Here is a 20,843-nt window from a genome sequence, read left to right as displayed (position 1 = left end):
ATCCCCAGGGGGAGCAGCTCAAATTTTCGGCGCGGTCCAGAGGACGATGTCGCGCATCACCGCCGCAAGCGCCGTGTCGAGAGCCGCAGCGACCACCGCCGGTTCACTCGAAGCCACAGGCACAGTGTCCGAAAAAAGGCGCCCGGCGACAATGCGACCATTTTGGTTGACGATTTGCGCCGAAATTTCTACCACAGCCTCGCCCTGCCCCGTATCAAGTTCGAACCGCCGGATGCTGGATTGGAGACTGACATCGGCGAGCATGCCGGGGCGTCCAACTGCCCGCAACAGATGTGCATTCTGAAAGGTCTCAATTAGCCGGCTCTGCACCAGCGATGGCAATTTGTCGGCCCATTGGGCACCCGTGAGATAGGCGACCGATTGTGGATCGGTCCGCACGACAATACGATCCGAGTCGGCTGGCAATATTGCTTCGGGACGCGCCACAGCGAGTTGGCCGCGCCCCGCCCGCGCGGCAAAATCGCCGCTGGCCGGGCTGAGGTCGTAAGTGGCTTTCGGCGCGGAGGAACAGGACGCAAGCACGGACAACGACAAGCCGGCAAGCAAAAACACGCGCCACACGCGATCCAAATTCCAAGCGTCCGTGAGGCTAGAATACCCCATGCAGAAATCCACTTCCAAACAAACGGCACAAGAGATTACCTGGCGGCGGAGGACCGGAGTCCTTTACACCGGAAACCTTATCGAAACATCCGGACTTAGGCTTCCGCCGATGCTCAATGATAGCATGGAATGCTTCCGTCAAGCTTAGCGCAACCATTTGGCGGCCCCGCAATTGACCGCGCAAATTCATGAAAAGCCGTTAACGCGCACCAGAATATTCGGGAATTTGCGGCGATTTTCCGAAAAGAAACTGTTGCGGATTGCTCTCGATTGAACGGACCGCCTGATTGATTTGCTCAAGTGTTTTGCGGCCATCCACCGCCAGCGCCTCGTACTGGCGGAGCCCAGAACCGGTAAAGCGGTTGATGTTAACGGCAATTCCCTTCATCTGAGAGTCAAGATCGTCGGCGGCCTTCTTGACCGACTTTGCGGCCGCGGCAATTTCGCCAAACGCACCCTTCGAGTCCCCTGTCGCAAGAAAACCATTCAAATTGGTCAAAACCCCGTCGACCTTGTCCGCCGCCTTGTCGAGTTTTGCCGACAACGAGGCGAAATCGCTGACGATCGTTTTGACATCATTGGGATTGATCGCCTTCACGACATTGTCGGCGTCCGCAGCCAGGACGTCGAGCTTCGCCGTCAACGGCTTGATGGATTTGCCGACATCGGCAATCGCACCCATGAAATCCTTAAGACCATCGGAATTGGCGGCGAGCGCATCGGAAAATTTTTCAGCGTTCTTCACCGAAGCCGTGATCGACGCCGAATTGTCATCGATCAGGCGGTTGGTTTTGTCGAGAAAATCGGAAGCCTGCGTCGCGATGCGCCGCGCCGTTGCAATGAGATCCTGGAAATCCGAGCGATCGGCGATGATGACACCGGGCTCTTGCTTACTCGTTGGAAGCGGCGGCGCATCTGTGGCACCGCCGGTCAATGCGACGGAGGCAACCCCTGTAAACCCTGTGTATTCGAGCCTCGCCTTTGTATCTGCACGCACCGGAACCTTCGCATCGACATCGATCAGCGCAAAAACGCGTGAGGGATCTTGCGGCAATAGATCAATTTTCGTGACCTCGCCAACCCGCACCCCATTGAAGAGGACCCAGCCGCCATTCGACAGTCCTGAAATCGAGCCCGTGAAAACAATTTTGTAAGTTTTTTGACCGCCAGGTTTCTCGGCGCCGGAAAACCAATAAACAAAGCCAAAGGCCGCAGCGATGACAGCCAGGGTGAAAATGCCTATCAATGCATAGTTCGCACGGGTTTCCATCTAGCCTCGCCTGCTGTTCTTGAACATAAATCCCGCTTCACGTTGGGCTGGGAGTGTCATTCAATGCGTCCGTCTGATTGTTTTCTGCCGCCGCGCCCGCTTTCCCGAAGTGACCCGCCGAAGCGGAGTCCGCCAGACGCGCCCTTTTGCCATGGAAATATGCGTGAACCCACGGATGCTGTGAGGCAAGCATCGTGGAAAGCGGACCTTCGGCAACCACTTTCCCATCTGCGAGCGCAGCAATCCTGTCGCAGATCGAAAAGAGACTGTCGAGGTCATGGGTCACCATGAAGACGGTGAGACCAAGCGTTCGTTGCATTGTGGCGATCAATTCGTCGAATTCCGCTGCACCGATAGGATCAAGGCCCGAAGTCGGCTCATCGAGAAACACGAGTTCTGGATCGAGCGCCAAGGCCCTCGCTAAGGCAGCCCGTTTGATCATGCCGCCGGAGAGTTCGGACGGGTATTTGTTGGCGGCGTCTGGATCAAGGCCCGCGAGCCCGATCTTGAGCATCGCGAGTTCCTCCGAAAGGCGCGGTGACAATTGCAAATGTTCGCGCATAGGAACTTCGACGTTCTGCTTAACGGTGAGACCAGAAAACAGCGCGCCTTGTTGAAACATTACGCCGATGCGGCGCTCGATCGAGGCGTATTCGCGTGGCGACAGCGTGTCGAGATCTGCGCCAAGTATCTCGATGAGCCCGCTACGTTTCCGGATAAGCCCCAAAATCGTCCGCGTAAGAACCGATTTTCCAGTGCCGGAGCCGCCGACGAAGCCCAAAACTTCGCCTCTGTAAACATCAAGATCAAGGCCTTGCATGATAAGCTTATCGCCAAAACCCACCACGAGATCGCGCACCTTTATGACGATCTCCGGCGGCGCGCCCCGGCCAGCGGCGTTTTTTTCTTGCCCTTTCATCAATATCCGATCCCGGCGAAGAACATCGCAAAAAGCCCATCGGCCACAACAACCATAAAAATCGACTTCACCACCGAGGCCGTAACCCGGCGTCCCAGCGATTCAGCCGAACCGGCAACAGCCAAACCTTCCACGCAAGCAATGAGACCAATGATAAGCGCCATGAAGGGCGCTTTAATGAGCCCGCTGAAAAAACTATGGTAGCCGATCGCAGTCTGCAGTCCCGTCAAAAATCTCGCCGGTGTGATCCCGTCATACACCCAAGCGACCAACAGGCCGCCGAAGATCCCGGACATATCCGCAATGAAGGTCAAGAGCGGAAGGCCAATGATGAGAGCCAGAATCCGGGGAACGATCAATATGTCAACGGGCCGCAATCCCATGACGGTCAGAGCATCGATCTCCTCTTGGAGCTTCATCGAGCCAAGTTCGGCTGTGATCGCTGAGCCCGACCGCCCAGAGATCATGATGGCGGTCAACAAAACGCCGAGCTCACGCAAGACCAAAATGCCGATGAGGTCGACAACGAAGATTGTCGCACCAAACCTCCGCAACTGGAAAATACCCTGCTGCGCGATGATAGCGCCCGCCAGAAAATTAATCAGGGCAATAATCGGCGCGCCGCGAAGCGCGATACTCTCCATTTGGACGATGAGCGAAGTTCCGCGGAAATGAGATGGGTTGACGAGGCTTCTTCCGATGGCCGCCACGACCTCGCCGAGAAACCCAATGCCCTTGTACAGATCGCCGCCGGCGGACACCACGGTTTCGCCGATATCGGCGAGAAGCCGGAAGATATAAGAACCATGTGGTGATGCCGGAACGGCGACCACCCGGTAACGCGCTTCACGCAGCAGGATTTCATATTCTGGGCGGATCGATTCAAGCGTCGCCTCGATGCCGGACGCGCCGAGCGTATCACGCGCCCGGTCGATGAGCCAAGCCCCCGCCGTGTCAAGCCGGACAATCCGGCCAAGATCAAAAATGACTCTTCGTGCCCCGGCGCTTTCCTTAAGAAGGCCATCGGCGCGGGCCTCGATCGCTGCCGACGCGTCCACGGTCCATTGGCCGCCGAGACTAAGCCGCACGGAGTCACCCACATGCTGGGCAGAAAATTGCGGGCCGTCCGGCAAATCCATCGCGTAAGCTCCGCCTCAATGTTAACAAGACCTGGCAACAAAAACGACATCAATGATGCGGGTTTGACAGCCGCTTGCGGCAAAGTCGAGGCAATTTCATGAAAACTATCCCGGCGGGCATCAAATGCTTACAGTCGTCAATTCGCAGCCTGCATTTGTCTTGTTGCGGGAAAGTCACGGGGCTCTACAATCGCGGTATTTCACTGAGCGTTACCTGCACAATAGATGATTCTTGCTTGACTCCGGGAAGATAACACTCGCATTTTTGATAATGTAATCGTTATCATCGTTCGGAAAGTGTAGCACGTGCGCGCGGCCTTATCCCAACCTCCCCGGCACCGGGAATTATCGCGTAAGTCCGCGAGAGGATGGGTGCGTGCCGTCCGCTGTTGGTTCATTCTGTTTGCCTGCATCGCGCAATCCTTCGTGTTTGCTCAACACAGGCATGCGTTGATTGCTGACTCGCATTTCATCGTGGCCGCCAGCGGGTCCAGACATCTATCCGCAAGCACTGGCCTGGAACAAGCATTGGTTCGCTGCGCGACAGATTACGGCCATGCGGGTTCCTCCGGGCACGATTCCCCGCCGCCATGCCAAGAGGACAATTGTCCTTGCTGCCCATTGGCGGACAGCGCCGCCGCGATACTGCCTCAGGAATTTGCATACGCGTCCGATCAACCGCGGCATTTAAGAACGATCGCCCTGCCCGTATATCTCGGCGCCTTCACACGGCCTGTGACCCATAATGGGCAGGCGCGCGCACCACCCATCCAGGTCTGACCAGCTAGCATTGCGGACGCCGCCCTCTCGCGGCAGATCACGGCTACCCCTCTGTTTAGATCGAGGATTTGTTATGTCTCACAAAGCTTCCCTGGCGTGCGCTGGCGCATTCGCCGCTGCGGCCACTCTCGCCGGCGCCGGCCCGGCGCTCTCACACACGGTCGTCGGCAACCGGGTCTTCCCAGCTACACTTACAATTGACGATCCCGGCGTAAATGACGAACTGGCTCTCCCTTCTTTCGCTTATGTCGCCAATCCGGATAACTCTAACGAGTTCGACTATGAATTCGAATGGCAAAAGACAATCACTTACAATTTGTCGTTCACAATCGGAAGTGCGCTCACCCACCTCGTGAATACGGTGAGGCCGGACGGGAGCATTGGCGGCCTGACCGGATGGCAAAATATCGAAACGCAGTTGAAATGGACTCCCTACCAGAACGACGAGCATGAATTCATCGTGTCTGTTGCGGGAAGTTCCGAATTTGGTAGAACCGGCAATCCCAGCATTGGCGCCGACACCGTCACATCACTCACGGCAAAAGGGTTCATCGGCAAGGGTTTTGGTGATGTCGAAGCCGAGTGGTTAAAGCCCTTCGCGTTGACTGGCGAGGTCGATTACACTTGGTCCACGCATCCGGTCAGCATAACTGACATCGATCCCACTACCGGCGCGCTTTCGATCGACCAGAGCCCCACGTTTTTGACCTACGGTGCGACGGTGCAATATAGCCTGCTCTACATGAATTCCTTCGTGCATGAAGTGCCGGAGTTCTTTAGGCACCTCATTCCCACCTTCGAAGCTGTTTTCTCGACCCCCATTTCGAACATTGGCCCCTCGATTCCTGATTCGGTTCCAGGCACGCATGAGACCACTGGTATATATGGCCCAGGGCTCTACTACCTAGGACGGCTAGGCCCCATTTCATTTGAGCTCGGCGCCGTTGTAGCCATTCCAATTAACCGGGCGAGTGGGAGGCATGTGGGCGCTCTCGCCATCCTGGATTTGTTCTTGGACGATATGTTACCGGATTCGCTTGGCAAGCCGCTCATCGGACCGCGCCAGGCCCGGGGTGACAATCTGTACTGAGGAGGCAACCATGCAGCGTCTCATAAAGCTTCTACTTGTGGTAGGGTTCGTCTCGTCTGTCATCGCGGATACCGCATTCGCTCATGCGTTTCTCGATCATGCCGTCCCTGGTGTCGGGATGGATGTTTCCGGCTCCCCGCGTGAACTCAGACTTTACTTCACCCAGGGCGTGGTGGTTGCCTTTTCGGGCGTCCAGGTTGTTGGCTCCGGGGGTAAGATTCCGACCAGCAAAGCTGTCAACGATCCGTCAGACCAAAGCGTTTTGATCGTGCATTTCGGACGTGCGCTGGGGCCCGGCACCTATACGGTGAGCTGGCACGTGGTCTCGGTTGATACACATCCGACATCCGGCACGTTTCATTTCACCGTGACCTGAACTGATATCCAGGCGGCGCAATTCAACCCGACCAGCCGGGCTTGTCGCGAAATGGCGAGGCCCGGCCGTCATTTCGCACCAACGTCAATCATCGGCTCTTACAAGGATTGCCGACAATGCTGACGGTTTTCCTGCCTCTGGTTATCGTACGCTGGATCCAATTCGCGTCGGTTTTTGTGTTGTTCGGATCCTCGTTCTTTTGGCTCTACATGGGAAACGAACGGTTTGCGGCCGGTCCTGGCGGGTTGCCCCGGACCCTTCGCGCGACCGTTATTTTGCTGCGCTTCGCCGCGCCAATCGCTGCACTTTCCGCGATCGCCTGGATCGGCTGCCTTTTGATCAATATGACTAGCGACGTTCATAGCGTCACTGATTCCGAGGACCTGCGCCTTTTCTTTTTCGAAACGCCGTTCGGCACGGTGTCCTTCGTCCGATTGACGCTGCTCGCGGTTGCTATCGTCATCGTATTCCTGCCCTGGCATAATCGTACGTGGTTCTTCGTGCTCCTCATCATCGGTGCCATACTCTTGATTACCCAATCCTGGTTCGGTCATTCAGCCGATAGCCGAGGGTTTTACCGCGTGATCATGATCTTGGTGTATGGCGTCCATACCCTCGCTGCGGCTGCCTGGGTCGGCGGACTTCCACCACTTCTTCTCGCACTCATCGAACAACGCCGCTTCGGCTCTTCTGAGGCGCGCGAGTCTGCTCTCGATATCTTGGCACGTTTCTCTCTCATGGCTATGACGGCGGTTTCCTTGCTTGTCGCAAGCGGCGGCGCCAATGCAGTTTTTCGCGTCAATGGATCTATCGGCAAACTTTTCGACTCGGCCTATGGCGATATGCTGTTCAAGAAATTATTGCTGGTCGCGGCCATGCTCGCCTTTGCCTGCGTCAATCGTTTCATCTTGATGCCGAAGCTCCGCACGGCTTCCTTGAAAGGAATGATACCCATCGTCTGGCTTCGTAACAGCATAACTCTCGAATTGGTGATTGGTATCTTTGTACTCGGTGCTTCGGCCATGCTTGGCATCACTATGCCGCCGCAATGAAGATCGACCGCGGCGGCTGGCTTGAAGGTGTCGGCGCGGCGTAGCTGCTAATCCGGAGTCAAGAGATCGAACCTAAAGGACAAACGTGAATCGCCGTTACTTCATTGCCGCCGCCGGAAGTGTCGCCGCCTTCGCTCCGGCATCTCTGGCTCATGCGAGGTTTAGGGGCGGGGCGCTCCTCGACCACGCGGTCCCCGGCGTCGGATTGACCGTCAGCGGCTCCCCACGCGAGATCAGGCTCTATTTTGACTTGGACGTGGTTAGCGGCTTGTCCAAAGTTGGCGTTAGTGCTTCCACCGGGGCGGCAATCCCGGTTGGCAGGCCTGTCAATGATCCTTCCGACCAGCGGATTGTGATCGTTAAGCTTGGACGCCTCCTGCCTCCCGGTATCTATCGGGTAAGCTGGCTCGTTGTCTCTATCCGCGAGCGTCCAAGCTCCGGAACTTTTCATTTTACGGTCACTTGAATCAGCGATGTGGTGTCCATTGCAGCAACGCTACCTTGCGGCGCAGGCTGCCGGGCGCTAACTAGCTATATCCTGGACTTAGATGGCGTTGCCGCGCCCTGGGTTCAACTTCTGGTGGTCCATGCCGGCGACACCGCATATTGAAAAGCACTTTCTTGCCTCGGCCCTCGTCCGCGACATCGTCATTGGAATGGCGGATGGGCTTACCGTTCCCTTCGCCCTCGCGGCGGGTCTTTCTGGGGCCGTGTCCTCGACAGCCATCATTATAACCGCCGGACTCGCCGAAGTCGCGGCGGGCGGCCTGGCAATGGGGCTTGGCGGCTATCTCGCCGCGCGCACGGATCTCGAACATTACCACTCCGAGTTCCAGCGCGAAAAATTGGAGATTAAGCTAGTACCTGAAACCGAGCGAGCGGAAGTCCGCCAGATCCTGCGTGAGCATGGCCTCGAACGTGACTTGGCAGAGACTGTGACGGCCGCGCTGACCCGCGATCCCGACCGCTGGATCAATTTCATGATGCGTTTCGAGCTTGGTTTGGAAGAGCCGGTGCCAGGCCGCGCCGTCAAAAGCGCCTTGACGATCGGCGGTGCCTATGTCGTTGGCGGTCTCATTCCGCTCTTGCCTTATTTCCTTCTGCCAACGGTTTCCCGTGCGCTTCCGGTGTCGATTGGGCTGACCCTTGCGGCTCTCCTGATTTTTGGCGGCGTGAAAGGGCAATTGACCGGCGCCGCGCCCTTGCGCAGCGCCTTGCAGACGGCGGCTATTGGCTCCCTCGCCGCCGCTGCCGCTTTTGCCATTGCGCGGCTGGTCGGCAAGTGATCGCGCGTCCGCCGCAAATTTGTGCAAATGTTTAGACTTGATCCTTTGATCTTGAGTCTCGCCGTCGCGCTTGGCATTGGCCTTTTGATCGGTACGGACCGCGAGCGCCGGAAGGGAGAAGGGCCTGAACGTTCTCCTGCTGGGCTTCGGACCTTTACCCTCGCATCGCTTGCCGGAGCAATCAGCTTCATCGTTGGCGGCATGCCTCTGCTTGCCATCGCCACGGCTGGCATTTTTGTCATGATCGCGCTCGCTTATTGGCGTGGGCGCGGCCTCGATCCTGGTCTCACGACGGAAACCGCTCTCATATGCACCATGTTGCTCGGCGGCCTTGCGGTCAGCAGACCAGGCCTCGCCGCCGCCACTGCCGTCGTGATCGCGATCCTGCTGAATGCGCGCACGGAACTCCACCATTTCGCACGCTCGGTGCTGAGCGTAGATGAGATCCGTGATGCATTGATCTTCGCCGCCGCCACTTTGATTGTGCTGCCAATCCTGCCAAATCACCCAATGGGGCCTCTCGGCGCTCTCAATCCCCGCGCGATCTGGATCATCGTCATCCTTGTCATGGCCATCGGTGCCCTCGGCCACATCGCGGTCCGGCTCGCCGGCACCCGTTTCGGCCTTCCGATCGCCGGATTTGCATCGGGTTTCATTTCCAGTACGGCAACAATCGCCAGCATGGGCGCGCGGGCGGCCAATACGCCAGAACTTCTTTGGCCAGCAGCGGCTGGGGCAATTTTCTCCACCTTCGCGACAGCCATTCAGTTGGCCGTGGTGCTGGCCGTAACGAACATCGAAGTTTTGCGGGCTGTTGTCGTGCCACTCGCTTTTGCAGGCGCTGCCGCTGACTTCAATGGGGTTGCCTTCGCATTCCTCGCCATGCACCAGAATGCGGAGAAGCCAGACGAGCAAGGCCGCGCCTTTAGCGTAAAGTCGGCGTTTATTTTCGCGACGGTGCTGACGCTGATTTTGCTCATCTCAAAAGCCGCCGACGCATGGTTCGGCGCGGCCGGTGTCACCGTGGCGGCGATGATCGCCGGATTCGCCGATACCCATTCGGCGGCGATTTCGGTGGCCACATTGGCGAATGACGGCAGGATGACACCCGCCGAAACTGCGGTTCCCATTTTGCTTGCACTGTCCACAAATACGGTCACCAAGGCAGTCTTATGCGTCTACACAGGGGGATTGCCATTTGCTTTACGTGTCGTGCCGGGTTTAGTTTTGATGATTTTGGCCGCATGGGGAGTGTGGTGGTTGCTGCCATCATAACTTGACGTTATCGATGGTTTTTCGCCGCGATGACGGCGGCGGGATCCGCATCTGTCAAGACTCGTTCGATTTAGGCTCATGCCCAGGCTTACCATCTCCGTTGAACGCTTGCCCATCCTCGGCAAATTCGTGATTGCGCGCGGCGCGAAGAGCGAAGCTGTCGTCGTCGTGGCAACCGTCGAAGATGGAGCATTTCGCGGCCGCGGGGAAAGTGTTCCCTATGCGCGCTATGGCGAAACGGTCGAGTCCGTCCTGTCCCAAATTGCATCGGTCCATGCGCAAATAGAGGCAGGCGCGGACCGCAGCCTCCTGCAAAGCCTGCTGCCGCCAGGGGCCGCGCGCAACGCGCTCGATTGCGCACTCTGGGATTTCGACGCCAAGCGAAGCGGTGTCGCGGCTTATGTGCTCGCAGGCGTCGCGCCCCCGGTGCCCGTCACCACCGCCTTTACGATTTCCGCTGGGAGTCCTCCTGAAATGGCGGCGGCGGCCGCAAGAGCACAGGCGCGGCCTCTCCTCAAAATCAAATTGATGGGTGAAGGCGATTCAGCACGACTCGCGGCTGTACGCGACGCCGCCCCAAACGCGGCGCTTATCGTGGATGCCAATGAGGCGTGGACGGCGGCAGATCTCGAACGCAACTTTGAAGCCTGCGCCAAGGCGGGCGTCGGCCTTATCGAGCAGCCGCTGCCCGCGGGCGAAGACTCGCCGCTCGCCAAAATCCAACATATTGTGCCAGTCTGCGCCGATGAAAGCGTCCACGACCGGCAAGGTCTCGAGGCCTTGCGCGAGCGCTATGATGCAATCAACATCAAACTCGACAAAACGGGGGGGCTGACCGAGGCATTGGCCTTGATGAAACTTGCGGAAAGCCTTGGCTTCGGACTCATGATCGGCTGCATGGTCGCCAGCTCGCTGTCGATGGCGCCAGCTCTCTTGCTGACCGGTCAGGCGCGTTTCGTCGATCTTGATGGTCCGTTGTTGCTGGCCCATGACCGCCCTGGCGGTCTCGTCTATACGGGCTCGACCGTTCACCCTCCGGCCCGGGAATTATGGGGTTAGAAACAATATTTTGATTTATATTACAACTAATTAAACTTTTTTATTAATGTGATTTATGAATAAGATCGACAATTTTGCCATGGGCATCAGTTCCAGTGCCAACGGATTTCTGGCCCTGGAAATGTCGCAATCTTGCAACAGCGTGATATAAAGGCAACGCAATTTTAAATTTCATTGCAGATTCGATATACTGACTCTTCACCTTTACCAGCCGGCAATTATGGGTGATCGAAAAGCAAAGCGGCGCATCTTGAGGGGAAAAAGCACTCACCCCCGTTTCACGGCCCGTTTCGGGCCCGTGGCCGTCATCCTTGCCCTTTTTATTGGCCTCGTCAGCTTTCTTATTTTTTCCAACTACACGCCAATACCTCCGACGGATACCGTCGTTCTCGGCCTGTTTGTCGCAAATATCCTGTGCATTCTCCTCGTTTTTGGTATCGTCCTGGCCGAGGCCTATGCACTGTTCACGGCGCGCCGAGCAGGCGTTGCCGGGGCGGAATTGCATGTCCGGGTTGTCGGCCTCTTCTCGATTATCGCCGCCGCGCCGGCCCTCCTGATGGCTTGGGTTGGGTCGGTGACGCTGGAACGAAGTCTCAATCCCTCCTTCATGCAGGACGGCCGCGGTTTCGTGCACAATACGATCGACGCGGCGCGTTTGTTTCGCGAAGGCCAATGCAAGTCGCTGCTTCAGGAGGCGAGATTGACCGCTTCCGATCTCGAACGCGGCAAGCTGATGTTTGAGGTGGATCGGCCGCTGTTTCGTGAATTTTTTGCATCGAGGGCGCGCTTTCTCGGCTTCACCGCAGCGGCCCTGATGAAGTCGGATGGCACGGTGGTCGAACGCGTGGATACCGGCGCTGTGGTCGGCAAATCCGTAGTCCGGCCGGAGCCTGCCGATTTCGCCGACGCCATAAAGAACGAGCCTATGTGTCTCATCCTCGATGAAGGCAGAACCTTCGTCGCCTTGAGGACGCTGAATTCCTTTCAGGACACGTTTTTATATGTCGCCCGCCCGGTCGATCCTTTCACGGTGGAGTTCCCGCGCCAAGCCGCCAAGCTCGTCGCGCTTTACGATGCGTTCGACAGCCACAGGAGTGGCATCAGAATCGCCTTCGCGACCATGTTCGTGTTGATCGCGCTCATCATGCTTTTATCGGCCACCTGGCTTGGTCTTTCCTTCGCCGATAGCCTTGTCGCGCCGATCCGGCGGCTGATCGCCGCCACTGACGAGGTCGCCTCTGGCAATCTCCATGTTCAAGTCGCGGTTCGCAAATCCGAAGGCGATCTTGGTCACCTCAGCGAGACGTTCAACAAGATGACCTCGGAGTTGAGCCTCCAGCAACATCGGCTGATCGCGGCGAGCAAACTCATCGATGAGCGGCGTCTCTTCACCGAAGCGGTTCTGTCCGGTGTTCCGGTCGCGGTCGTTGGCGTCGGGCGCAAGGGAGAAATTACCGCGCTCAATCCCTCCGCCGAGAAATTGATTCCGCAAGGCGGCGAAACGGCCGAACGGATCACAGGGCAAGCGATCGCAACGGTGCTGCCGGAAATTGACACTTTGCTCAACGAAGCACGGTCGAGCCAATCCCGGCTGGTCCAGGGACAAATCTCCCTGAACCGCGATGGACTCGACCGCTTGTTCAATGTGAGCATCACCAGCGAGCCCGGCGACCGCGCTGACAAAAGTTACGTCGTGACGCTCGACGACATCACCGATCTCGTGACCGCGCAGCGGACGGCGGCCTGGGCCGATGTCGCCCGCCGCATCGCCCATGAAATTAAAAACCCGCTGACGCCAATTCAGCTCTCCGCCGAGCGGTTAAAGCGCAAATATGGGCGCCTTATCGGACAAGACCGCGATATTTTTGATCAATGCACCGACACGATCATCCGGCAGGTCGACGACATCAAGCGCATGGTCGATGAATTTTCGTCGTTCGCCCGCATGCCGAGGGCACGCCTCGAAAGCGGCGATTTGAGTGAGTGCGTGCGTCAAGTTCTGTTTCTGATGCGGGTCGCGCATCCCGACATAGACTTCGAAGACAAGACGCCGGACGCTCCAGTCCGCGTTCCCTTCGACCGGCGGCTTTTCTCCCAAGCCCTCACAAACATTGTCAAGAACGCCACCGAAGGGATCGCCGTGCACTCGGATGAACCGGACTTCCACGGCAAGATATCGGTCGCGGTTGGGGTAGCTGGGCGCATTGTCTCCGTCGATGTGATCGACAATGGCATGGGTTTTCCCAAGGAAAACCGGCAAAGACTGCTTGAACCCTACATGACGACGCGGTCCGACGGCACGGGCCTCGGGCTGCCGATCGTCGCCAAAATTCTTGCCGATCACGGCGGCGGGCTCGAACTGCGGGATGCACCGGCTGGGCGGGGCGCCTGGGTCAGGATGTTTTTTCCCTTGGGACATGAACTTGACGGACAAGAATCCGGCGATGTGGACAAATCCGCCGAGGAAATCCTGCCGGCCGAAATCAAAAGAGGAGCATGAAAGTCGTCATGGCGAGCGATATCCTGATAGTGGACGACGAAGCCGATATTCGCGAAATTGTTTCGGGAATTTTGTCGGACGAAGGTCACGGCACGCGGACAGCCAAGAATTCCGACGAAGCGTTGAACGCTATCGCAGCAAGGCGTCCTACCCTCGTCTTCCTCGATATTTGGCTGCAAGGATCGCGGCTTGACGGTCTCCAATTGCTGAAGATCATCAAGGACCAGAATCCTGCGCTTCCAGTCGTCATGATTTCCGGTCACGGAAATATCGAGACGGCGGTTTCCGCGATCAAGCTTGGAGCCTATGATTTTATCGAAAAGCCGTTCAAGGCGGATCGTTTGGTGCTGGTCGCCGAGCGCGCACTGGAAGCCTCACGATTGAAGCGCGAAGTGACGGAGCTGCGAACGCGTGCTGGACGTAGCAACAAGATTGTCGGCCGGTCGACCGCTATCAATCAATTGCGCCAGGTGATCGAACGGGTGGGGCCAGCCAATTCACGGATCTTGATCACCGGCGCGCCGGGCGCCGGTAAGGAACTGGCGGCACGAAGCATCCATGATGCGTCAGCCCGTGTGAACGGTCCATTCATCACCATTAACTCGGCGACGATCGAGCCGGAAACAATGGAAATGGAATTGTTCGGCGTCGAAGCCAAGGAGGGACGCCCCCGTACAGTCGGTGCGCTCGAGGAATCCCATGGCGGCACGCTCTACCTCGACGAAATCGCCGACATGCCCAAGGAGACCCAGGGTAAAATTCTGCGCGTTCTGGTCGAACAGAATTTTCTCCGCGTCGGAGGTTCGACCCGCGTTCATGTCGATGTCCGTATTATCTCGTCAAGCTCGCGCGACCTTCCAAAGCTGATCGCTGACGGCGCCTTTCGCGAGGATCTTTTCCACCGCCTTGCCGTTGTGCCGGTTCGCGTCCCCTCGGTCAGCGAGCACCGCGAGGACATCGCCGAGCTTATCGCCTATTTCATGGAACAGCTTTCGATCACGACCGGCATGCCCAAGCGGGTGATCGCCGACGACGCTATGGCGGTTCTCCAATCGCATGATTGGCCCGGCAATATTAGACAGTTGCGCAACAACGTCGAGCGGCTGATGATCCTTGCCAGCGGCGATCCAGAGGCACCGGTCACCGCCGATATGCTGCCGTCCGAGATTGGTGCTCTTGTTCCTTCGACTCCAAATGGCGCTGGCGGCGAGAAATTGATGAGCTTGCCGCTGCGGGACGCGAGGGAAGTCTTCGAGCGGGAATATCTCGTCGCCCAGCTCAACCGGTTCGGCGGCAATATTTCGCGCACCGCTGAATTCATCGGCATGGAGCGCTCGGCCTTGCACCGCAAATTGAAGTCGCTGCAGGTCGATTAAGCCTGGATCATGCAATACATTTTGGAGCCGCACAAAGGTTCGACGGAACATTCGTTGAGGAAGGGGGCGCTTGGTCTTCTCGATTCTGCCATCATGGCCGTCGCCGGTTCGGCACCGGCCTACTCGATCACCGCCAGCACCGCGGCACTGATCGCCGCCGTGGGCCTCGCCGGACCGGCAGCGCTACTGATCGCATTTCTCCCGATGACTGGCACCACGATAGCTTTCTCCTATCTCAATTTGTGGCGGTCGGACGCAGGAGCTGCCTACGCCTGGGTCGGACGCGCGATCCATCCCGCACTCGGATTCATCGCGGGGTGGGCGCTGCTCAGCCTTTCGACGATCTTCATGGTCGCCGCTGCGCTTCCGGCTGGCGAAGCTACGCTAGATCTTGTCGCGCCAGGTCAACTTCATAATGTCCTTTGGGCGACAGCGATCGGCACCCTCTGGTTCCTGGGCGTGCTGGCGCTCGTGACATTGGGTATCACCGCGACCGCCAAAGTCCAGGCCGTGCTGACATTGATCGAAGTGGCTGCCGTGATCCTAATCGGCGGACTTGCGATCTGGCACTCGCGCATGGCACCCGCAGCCGCCTTTTCCTGGGACTGGTTCATGCCATCCCGTTTCGGCTCCTTCAATTCCTTCTCAGCCGGAATGCTTGTCGCGATCTTCTATTTTTTCGGCTGGGACGTGTCGTCCAATCTCGCGGAAGAAACAAAAAATGCCAAACAGACGGCTGGCTTCGGCGGCATCGCCGGCGTGCTCGTGATCTTTGCCCTTTTTCTCCTCGCGCAAGTCGCCATCCAGATGGCCTTGACGTCCGATGAGATCCAGGTAAACGCCGCAAATTTGCTTCCGGCTCTCGGCCATGTGGCACTCGGCCAGCCCTGGAGCGCCATTGCGGTTCTGACAGTGATGGTGAGCGCGGTTGCGACGCTCCAAACACAGCTCCTTCAATGCACGCGGCTGTTGTTCTCGATGGCCCGCGACGGGGTGATCGGCCAGCCCATGGGCTGGCTGCATCCGCGCTTCCAGACGCCGTGGCTCGCGGGCATCGCTGTGGCGTTTGTCTCGCTTGTTCTCTTCGCTGCCTCAGCCACGGTGCCAAGCCTCAATCAATTGATGAGCGAACTCATCAATGCGATTGGTGTGCAGGTCTCATTCTACTATGCGCTGGTTGGCATTGCCTGCGTTTGGTATTATCGTCATTTGCTGTTCACGAGCTGGAAGATTTTCGTGCTGGCGGGGATTGTTCCGCTGACATCCGCGTTCTTCGTCGCCAGCGTCGGACTTTATGAACTGCCCCAACTAGGCTTTCGCGTCTCCGCGATAAGCATGGGTACGATCCTGATCGGCATTGTGCCCCTCTGCTACTATCGCCGACTCTATAAGAGCAGCTTTTACACGGACCCGCCGGAATCTGCCAAGATTACTCAAATGTCATGATGATCGCATCGGAAGCGAGGATGTCGCCGGGCTGAACGTGTATTTTCGCAACCGTCGCGTCGAATTCCGCGCAAACGGCGGTTTCCATTTTCATCGCTTCAATGATGCAGAGCGTTTCGCCGGTTCTTACCGACTGCCCGGCGATCACGGAGATTGTTTTGACAAGGCCAGGCATTGAACAGCACAGGACATTGGACCCCGCCGGCGGCTTTTTCTCTGGGACGAGTAGAGCCAATTCTGCTTCCCGCCGGGTATAGACGCGTGCGTCCGCACCAAAACCACCATGCGTCAAATGGATACCGTTGAGGAGCGGGCGCACTTGGACCGCGAGCGCTTCGCTATCGATCGTGCCCATCCAGACTGGCTGGCCTGGCACCCAATGAGAAACGCAAAGGCACGCACGTTTGGTCTCCTCGAAGCAAACGGCGAGACCTTCGCTTCCATCATCGAGAGTCACGTCATGCCGCATCTTGCCGAGCATGACCGAGCGCATCCGGGTAAACTTCAGCGGTTGCGGAAGAGGCACTTGTCCGGAAATCTTGCGTTTGCGCTCATTCATTACGTGATCGATTGCCGCCGCCACACAGGCGAACAGCACCGAGACTTCACCTTGCGGTGCAAGCGGCGTGAAGCCGCGCGGATATTCTTCCGCGATAAATCCCGTCGAGAGCCGTCCCGCGCGAAAGCGTTCATGCCCCATCACGGAAGCAAGAAACGCGATGTTGTTGGCAACCCCTTCAATGACGAAACGATCAAGCGCTCGCGCCTGCGCCTCGATCGCTGTCGTTCGATGAGGTGCATGGGTTACGAGCTTCGCGATCAGCGAATCGTAATGGATGGAAACTTCGTCTCCTTCGTGGACACCTGAATCGATGCGCAGTGCAGTGCCATCACTTTCTTCGCCACCAGGCGGGCGGTACGTCTTGAGACGCCCCGCAGAGGGCAGAAAGTTGCGGCCCGGATCTTCGGCCAGGATGCGGCTTTCGATCGCCGAACCTTCGAAACGGACATCGGTTTGCGCCAGAGCCAGTCTCTGACCGGCAGCCGAACGTATCATCTGCTCGACGATGTCGATGCCGGTGATGAGTTCGGTCACCCGGTGCTCGACCTGAAGCCTTGTGTTCATTTCGAGAAAATAGAATTTTCCCTCTTGCGTGGCGATGAATTCGACAGTTCCAGCGGAATCATATTTTACCGCGCGGGCCAGGGCGATTGCATGTTCGCCCATCTTGTCGCGGGTCTTCTCGTCAATGAAAGGGGATGGCGCCTCCTCGATGACTTTCTGATGGCGGCGCTGGATCGAACAATCGCGTTCGCCAAGATGAATAAGGTTTCCATGCTGATCCCCCAGCACCTGGATTTCAATGTGCCGCGGATCGGCGATGAACTTTTCCATAAAAACCCGGCCATCGCCGAAAGCGCTCTTTGCTTCCGATGTGGCGCGGGCAAAGCCTTCGGCAATCCCCTCCCCTGATTCGACAATGCGCATTCCTCTTCCGCCGCCGCCGGCTGAAGCTTTGAGGATCACCGGATAGCCGATATCCTTGGCAATCGCGGCCGCCATTGGCGCGTCATCGATGACGCCGGAAAACCCCGGCACTGTTGTAACGCCAGCATTTTGCGCGAGCTTCTTGGCTTCGATCTTATCGCCCATCGCTTCGATGGCTCTCGGATTGGGGCCGATAAAAGCGATGTTGCTGGCTGCCAAGGCGCGTGGGAATGTCGCCTGCTCCGACAAAAACCCATAGCCGGGATGGACCGCGTCGGCGCCCGCCGTCTTGCATGCCGCGATGATATTTTCGATGGCAAGATAGCTTTCGGCCACGGGCGGAGGCCCGATCCGCACCGCCTCATCCGCCATCCCCACATGCAGCGCGTCCCTGTCGGCATCGGAGTAGACGGCGACCGTTGCAATCCCCATCTGGCGCGCTGTTGCGATCACCCGGCAAGCGATCTCACCCCGGTTCGCAATAAGGATTTTTTTGAACATCCAAAGCCCCGGAATGGGTACGTGCCCTTCGCGTGGTGCAACCTCGGCCTCTTTGCCGTCCGGGGTCGCATTCAAGCTGGTCCGCCGCGTCCATAGCATAAAATTCGGCCGGCTGTGTCTAAACGGCAACAATGTAATGATATAACATATGATACGACCGATCCCAGCGCCGGATGAAATCAAAGGAAAAGATCATGCTGTTCGTACCCCGTGGACGGGTAAAAATGAGCACCGTCGTCCTGACACTTGCCGCCACTCCCGCTTTTACGGAGAGTCCCGCCCCACCGTCTCAAGCATCAACCGACGCTGGGACAGCGACCATCACTCTCGAAACACTCGAAGTCATCTCGCAACAACTCGACTCCGCGCGTCTTCAAATTCAGCCGAGCCTCGGCGCCAGTACCTATTACTTTGGCCCAGAGGCGCTTGAGACGATCCCACAAGGCGAAAACGCACCCTTAAACCAGGTCATGCTGCAAATGCCTGCCGTTGCGCAGGACAGTTTTGGCCAGATTCATGTGCGCGGCGATCATGCCAATGTGCAATTCAGGATCAATGGCGTGCAGTTGCCCGAGGGTCTCTCGGTCTTCGGGCAGGCCCTCGAAACCCGCTTCGCCAACAGCATTTCGCTGCTTACCGGTGCGCTGCCCGCGCAATATGGATTTTTTACCGCTGGCGTATTGGACATCCAGACCAAGACCGGTCTCACGAATCCCGGTATGGCTATCACCATGTATGGGGGAAGCTTCAATTGGCTGCAGCCAAGCTTCGAATATGGCGGCCACGAAGGTCCAGTCGATTGGTTTTTCACCGGTGATTATTTGGCGAACGGCCGTGGCATCGAGAACCCCGCCGCGAACTACAATGCAATTCACGACACGACACAGCAGCTCCACGGCTTTTCCTATATGTCGGGCATTATCGATCCCAATACGCGGGTGAGCGTGTTCGGTGGCGCTTTCGACGGGCGGTTTCAAATTCCCAACAACCCTGGCCAAATTCCCTCTCTTGGTCTCAACGTGCTGGGAATAACCTCATTCAACAGCAACATCCTCAACGAGGTCCAGCACGAGTCAAACCAATTCGGCGTGCTGTCACTGCAAAAGCATGTCGATGATTTCGATATGCAACTCTCGGCCTTTGTCCGCAACAGTGTTCTGTCCTTTAGTCCTGACGTGATCGGCGGCCTCTTGTTCAACGGAGTGACCCCTTTCGCGCGGCGGTCCGACCTCGCGGAGGGCGTACAGGCCGATGCAAGCTGGCGGATCAACGACTGCCACACGTTGCGCGGTGGCTTCCTCGGGCAGGTTGAGACCACGGCCTTTGACACAAATTCTTTCGTGCTACCTGCCGATGCGACAGGCGTCCAGACTTCGGATGTGCCGCTTAGCGTTGTCGATAATGGCGCCCGGAACGGCGGTCTTTATGGAGTCTACCTTCAGGATGAATGGCGGCTTTTGCCGGCCCTGACTCTCAACGCCGGTGTGCGCTTCGACGCGGTGAATCAGTTCACCAATGAGAAACAGGTGAGCCCACGTGTGAATTTGGTCATGAAGGCAACCGAGTCCGCAACAGTCCATGCCGGCTATTCCCGCTATTTCGTGCCGCCGCCTTTCGAACTCGTCGCCCCGGCGGCGATCGCGCTTTTCAACAATACGACGGCGGCCCCAGCAGTCCAACAGGACGGCATCGTCAGGGCGGAGCGGTCGCATTATTTCGATATTGGAGTTAATCAAATTTTCGCCCCTGGCCTCACAATCGGTCTCGATGGCTATTACAAACTCGCGACAAATCTCATCGACGAAGGCCAATTCGGCGCACCGATCATTTTAACCGCGTTCAATTACGCCAAGGCCTATGTCGCAGGGGGAATCTTCACCGTAAGTTACGACCAGGGGCCATATTCGGTCTATGGCAATGCCGCCTATTCGCGCGCCATGGGAACAAACATCAACTCCGCGCAGTTCAATTTCGCGCCGGACGAACTGGCTTACATCGCGCAAAACTATATCCATCTCGACCATGATCAGACATGGACTGGCTCGGCGGGCATGGCCTACACCTTCAACCAAGGCACAAAATACCAAACCCGTGTGTCAGCCGATCTCTTGGCGCAAAGCGGCCTGCGCTCCAGCACGCCAACCGTGCCAAACGGCGGATCGCCGCCAGCCTATATGGTCGTCAATGCCACCATCATCCAAAAACTCGATCTCGGGATCGGCCAAGGAACCGAACTTCGCCTCGATGTCTTGAATATCGGTGACGCGATCTATGAAATCCGCGATGGATCCGGGGTTGGCGTCGGCGCGCCGCAATTTGGCACCCGCCGCGCGATCCTTGTGGGGATGACTCAGCGGTTTTAATATCGCGTGAAATTTTTTCTCCATAGTGAAGTTGTGCTAACTCGCATCGAGCTCTTTGTCCCGGAAGAGCGGCGCTCACACGGCCCCGCAGCCCGACCAATCCGTGTGAGAGACGATATTACCGGGGACTACGACACGGATATTCGCGATATTCAGATGCGCCGTGCGTAATCCCTCTTAACTCGCAAAGCATCTAGTGACGGCGCTTCCTGTCAAGCCACGGTCGATCGAAATTGGATCGAAGACTCTTCCCTCGATGGAACCAGTTCCTGTTGATGTCGTTAGAAGGCCACCTGCA

The 20,843-nt window shown here is 57.6% G+C and carries 16 protein-coding genes; 11 read left to right on the top strand and 5 right to left on the bottom strand.

The genetic code is table 11. The features are described 5' to 3' along the window. Positions 1-18: 18 nt before the first annotated feature. From QEV83_RS19280 to QEV83_RS19265, 4 genes are all read right to left on the bottom strand, one after another. A complete protein-coding gene (locus QEV83_RS19280) occupies positions 19-624 on the bottom strand; it encodes an ABC-type transport auxiliary lipoprotein family protein (RefSeq protein WP_280129255.1) in 606 nt (201 codons plus the stop codon). A 199-nt stretch (positions 625-823) separates the two neighbouring features. Then, positions 824-1,894: an MlaD family protein gene (locus tag QEV83_RS19275; protein ID WP_280129254.1), complete on the bottom strand. Its 1,071-nt coding sequence runs from the start codon at positions 1,892-1,894 to the stop codon at positions 824-826. Between the two features lie 37 nt (positions 1,895-1,931). Beyond that, positions 1,932-2,813 (bottom strand): ABC transporter ATP-binding protein, encoded by an 882-nt coding sequence (locus QEV83_RS19270; RefSeq protein ID WP_280129253.1) that lies wholly within the window; start codon positions 2,811-2,813, stop codon positions 1,932-1,934. After that, positions 2,813-3,952 (bottom strand): MlaE family lipid ABC transporter permease subunit, encoded by a 1,140-nt coding sequence (locus QEV83_RS19265; RefSeq protein WP_280129252.1) that lies wholly within the window; start codon positions 3,950-3,952, stop codon positions 2,813-2,815. Before QEV83_RS19265 ends, QEV83_RS19270 begins: the two co-directional genes overlap by 1 nt. Before the next feature lie 853 nt (positions 3,953-4,805). On the opposite strand from QEV83_RS19265, the gene QEV83_RS19260 reads away from it, so the two are divergent. From QEV83_RS19260 to QEV83_RS19215, 10 genes are all read left to right on the top strand, one after another. Continuing rightward, positions 4,806-5,822 (top strand): hypothetical protein, encoded by a 1,017-nt coding sequence (locus QEV83_RS19260; RefSeq protein ID WP_280129251.1) that lies wholly within the window; start codon positions 4,806-4,808, stop codon positions 5,820-5,822. Positions 5,823-5,832: 10 nt separating this feature from the next. Next, positions 5,833-6,198 (top strand): copper homeostasis periplasmic binding protein CopC, encoded by a 366-nt coding sequence (gene copC / locus QEV83_RS19255; RefSeq protein ID WP_280129250.1) that lies wholly within the window; start codon positions 5,833-5,835, stop codon positions 6,196-6,198. Between the two features lie 116 nt (positions 6,199-6,314). Then, positions 6,315-7,250, top strand: coding sequence for a copper homeostasis membrane protein CopD (copD, locus tag QEV83_RS19250; RefSeq protein WP_280129249.1), 936 nt, complete (start codon positions 6,315-6,317; stop codon positions 7,248-7,250). Between the two features lie 85 nt (positions 7,251-7,335). Further along, positions 7,336-7,716 (top strand): copper resistance protein CopC, encoded by a 381-nt coding sequence (locus tag QEV83_RS19245; RefSeq protein WP_280129248.1) that lies wholly within the window; start codon positions 7,336-7,338, stop codon positions 7,714-7,716. A 121-nt stretch (positions 7,717-7,837) separates the two neighbouring features. Then, positions 7,838-8,536, top strand: coding sequence for a VIT1/CCC1 transporter family protein (locus QEV83_RS19240; protein WP_280131151.1), 699 nt, complete (start codon positions 7,838-7,840; stop codon positions 8,534-8,536). 27 nt (positions 8,537-8,563) lie between these two features. After that, positions 8,564-9,811, top strand: a complete 1,248-nt coding sequence (locus tag QEV83_RS19235; RefSeq protein WP_280129247.1) for a DUF4010 domain-containing protein — start codon at positions 8,564-8,566, stop codon at positions 9,809-9,811. A 78-nt stretch (positions 9,812-9,889) separates the two neighbouring features. Next, complete coding sequence (gene dgcA / locus QEV83_RS19230; RefSeq protein WP_280129246.1) at positions 9,890-10,870, top strand: N-acetyl-D-Glu racemase DgcA; 981 nt, start codon at positions 9,890-9,892, stop codon at positions 10,868-10,870. Between the two features lie 220 nt (positions 10,871-11,090). Beyond that, complete coding sequence (locus QEV83_RS19225) at positions 11,091-13,370, top strand: PAS domain-containing sensor histidine kinase (protein ID WP_280129245.1); 2,280 nt, start codon at positions 11,091-11,093, stop codon at positions 13,368-13,370. 8 nt (positions 13,371-13,378) lie between these two features. Beyond that, positions 13,379-14,746: a sigma-54 dependent transcriptional regulator gene (locus QEV83_RS19220; RefSeq protein ID WP_280131150.1), complete on the top strand. Its 1,368-nt coding sequence runs from the start codon at positions 13,379-13,381 to the stop codon at positions 14,744-14,746. A 9-nt stretch (positions 14,747-14,755) separates the two neighbouring features. Further along, entirely contained in the window at positions 14,756-16,192 is a 1,437-nt protein-coding gene (locus QEV83_RS19215; protein ID WP_280129244.1) for an APC family permease, read from the top strand. On the opposite strand, the gene QEV83_RS19210 is transcribed toward QEV83_RS19215, so the two are convergent. Next, entirely contained in the window at positions 16,176-18,182 is a 2,007-nt protein-coding gene (locus QEV83_RS19210; RefSeq protein ID WP_280131149.1) for an acetyl/propionyl/methylcrotonyl-CoA carboxylase subunit alpha, read from the bottom strand. The two genes, QEV83_RS19215 and QEV83_RS19210, sit on opposite strands and share 17 nt — an antisense overlap. Positions 18,183-18,376: 194 nt before the next feature. Between QEV83_RS19210 and QEV83_RS19205 the strand changes: the two genes are divergently transcribed. Next, positions 18,377-20,545 (top strand): TonB-dependent receptor, encoded by a 2,169-nt coding sequence (locus tag QEV83_RS19205; RefSeq protein ID WP_280129243.1) that lies wholly within the window; start codon positions 18,377-18,379, stop codon positions 20,543-20,545. Positions 20,546-20,843: the final 298 nt, after the last annotated feature.

This window comes from Methylocapsa sp. D3K7 (assembly GCF_029855125.1).
Classification (GTDB): Bacteria; Pseudomonadota; Alphaproteobacteria; order Rhizobiales; family Beijerinckiaceae; genus Methylocapsa.
Note: the sequence above shows the minus strand (reverse complement) of the source record. Positions and strands in the feature narration are given on the sequence as shown.

What these genes read in the sequence shown, in the direction of transcription:
- QEV83_RS19260 (WP_280129251.1), top strand. Translation starts at nt 4,806, where the DNA reads ATGTCTCACAAAGCTTCCCTGGCGTGCGCTGGCGCATTCGCCGCTGCG.
- dgcA (WP_280129246.1), top strand. Translation starts at nt 9,890, where the DNA reads ATGCCCAGGCTTACCATCTCCGTTGAACGCTTGCCCATCCTCGGCAAA.
- QEV83_RS19215 (WP_280129244.1), top strand. Translation starts at nt 14,756, where the DNA reads ATGCAATACATTTTGGAGCCGCACAAAGGTTCGACGGAACATTCGTTG.
- QEV83_RS19235 (WP_280129247.1), top strand. Translation starts at nt 8,564, where the DNA reads ATGTTTAGACTTGATCCTTTGATCTTGAGTCTCGCCGTCGCGCTTGGC.
- QEV83_RS19205 (WP_280129243.1), top strand. Translation starts at nt 18,377, where the DNA reads ATGCTGTTCGTACCCCGTGGACGGGTAAAAATGAGCACCGTCGTCCTG.
- QEV83_RS19280 (WP_280129255.1), bottom strand. Translation starts at nt 624, where the DNA reads ATGGGGTATTCTAGCCTCACGGACGCTTGGAATTTGGATCGCGTGTGG.
- QEV83_RS19265 (WP_280129252.1), bottom strand. Translation starts at nt 3,952, where the DNA reads ATGGATTTGCCGGACGGCCCGCAATTTTCTGCCCAGCATGTGGGTGAC.
- QEV83_RS19220 (WP_280131150.1), top strand. Translation starts at nt 13,379, where the DNA reads ATGGCGAGCGATATCCTGATAGTGGACGACGAAGCCGATATTCGCGAA.
- QEV83_RS19240 (WP_280131151.1), top strand. Translation starts at nt 7,838, where the DNA reads ATGCCGGCGACACCGCATATTGAAAAGCACTTTCTTGCCTCGGCCCTC.
- QEV83_RS19275 (WP_280129254.1), bottom strand. Translation starts at nt 1,894, where the DNA reads ATGGAAACCCGTGCGAACTATGCATTGATAGGCATTTTCACCCTGGCT.
- QEV83_RS19225 (WP_280129245.1), top strand. Translation starts at nt 11,091, where the DNA reads ATGGGTGATCGAAAAGCAAAGCGGCGCATCTTGAGGGGAAAAAGCACT.
- copD (WP_280129249.1), top strand. Translation starts at nt 6,315, where the DNA reads ATGCTGACGGTTTTCCTGCCTCTGGTTATCGTACGCTGGATCCAATTC.
- QEV83_RS19270 (WP_280129253.1), bottom strand. Translation starts at nt 2,813, where the DNA reads ATGAAAGGGCAAGAAAAAAACGCCGCTGGCCGGGGCGCGCCGCCGGAG.
- copC (WP_280129250.1), top strand. Translation starts at nt 5,833, where the DNA reads ATGCAGCGTCTCATAAAGCTTCTACTTGTGGTAGGGTTCGTCTCGTCT.
- QEV83_RS19210 (WP_280131149.1), bottom strand. Translation starts at nt 18,182, where the DNA reads ATGTTCAAAAAAATCCTTATTGCGAACCGGGGTGAGATCGCTTGCCGG.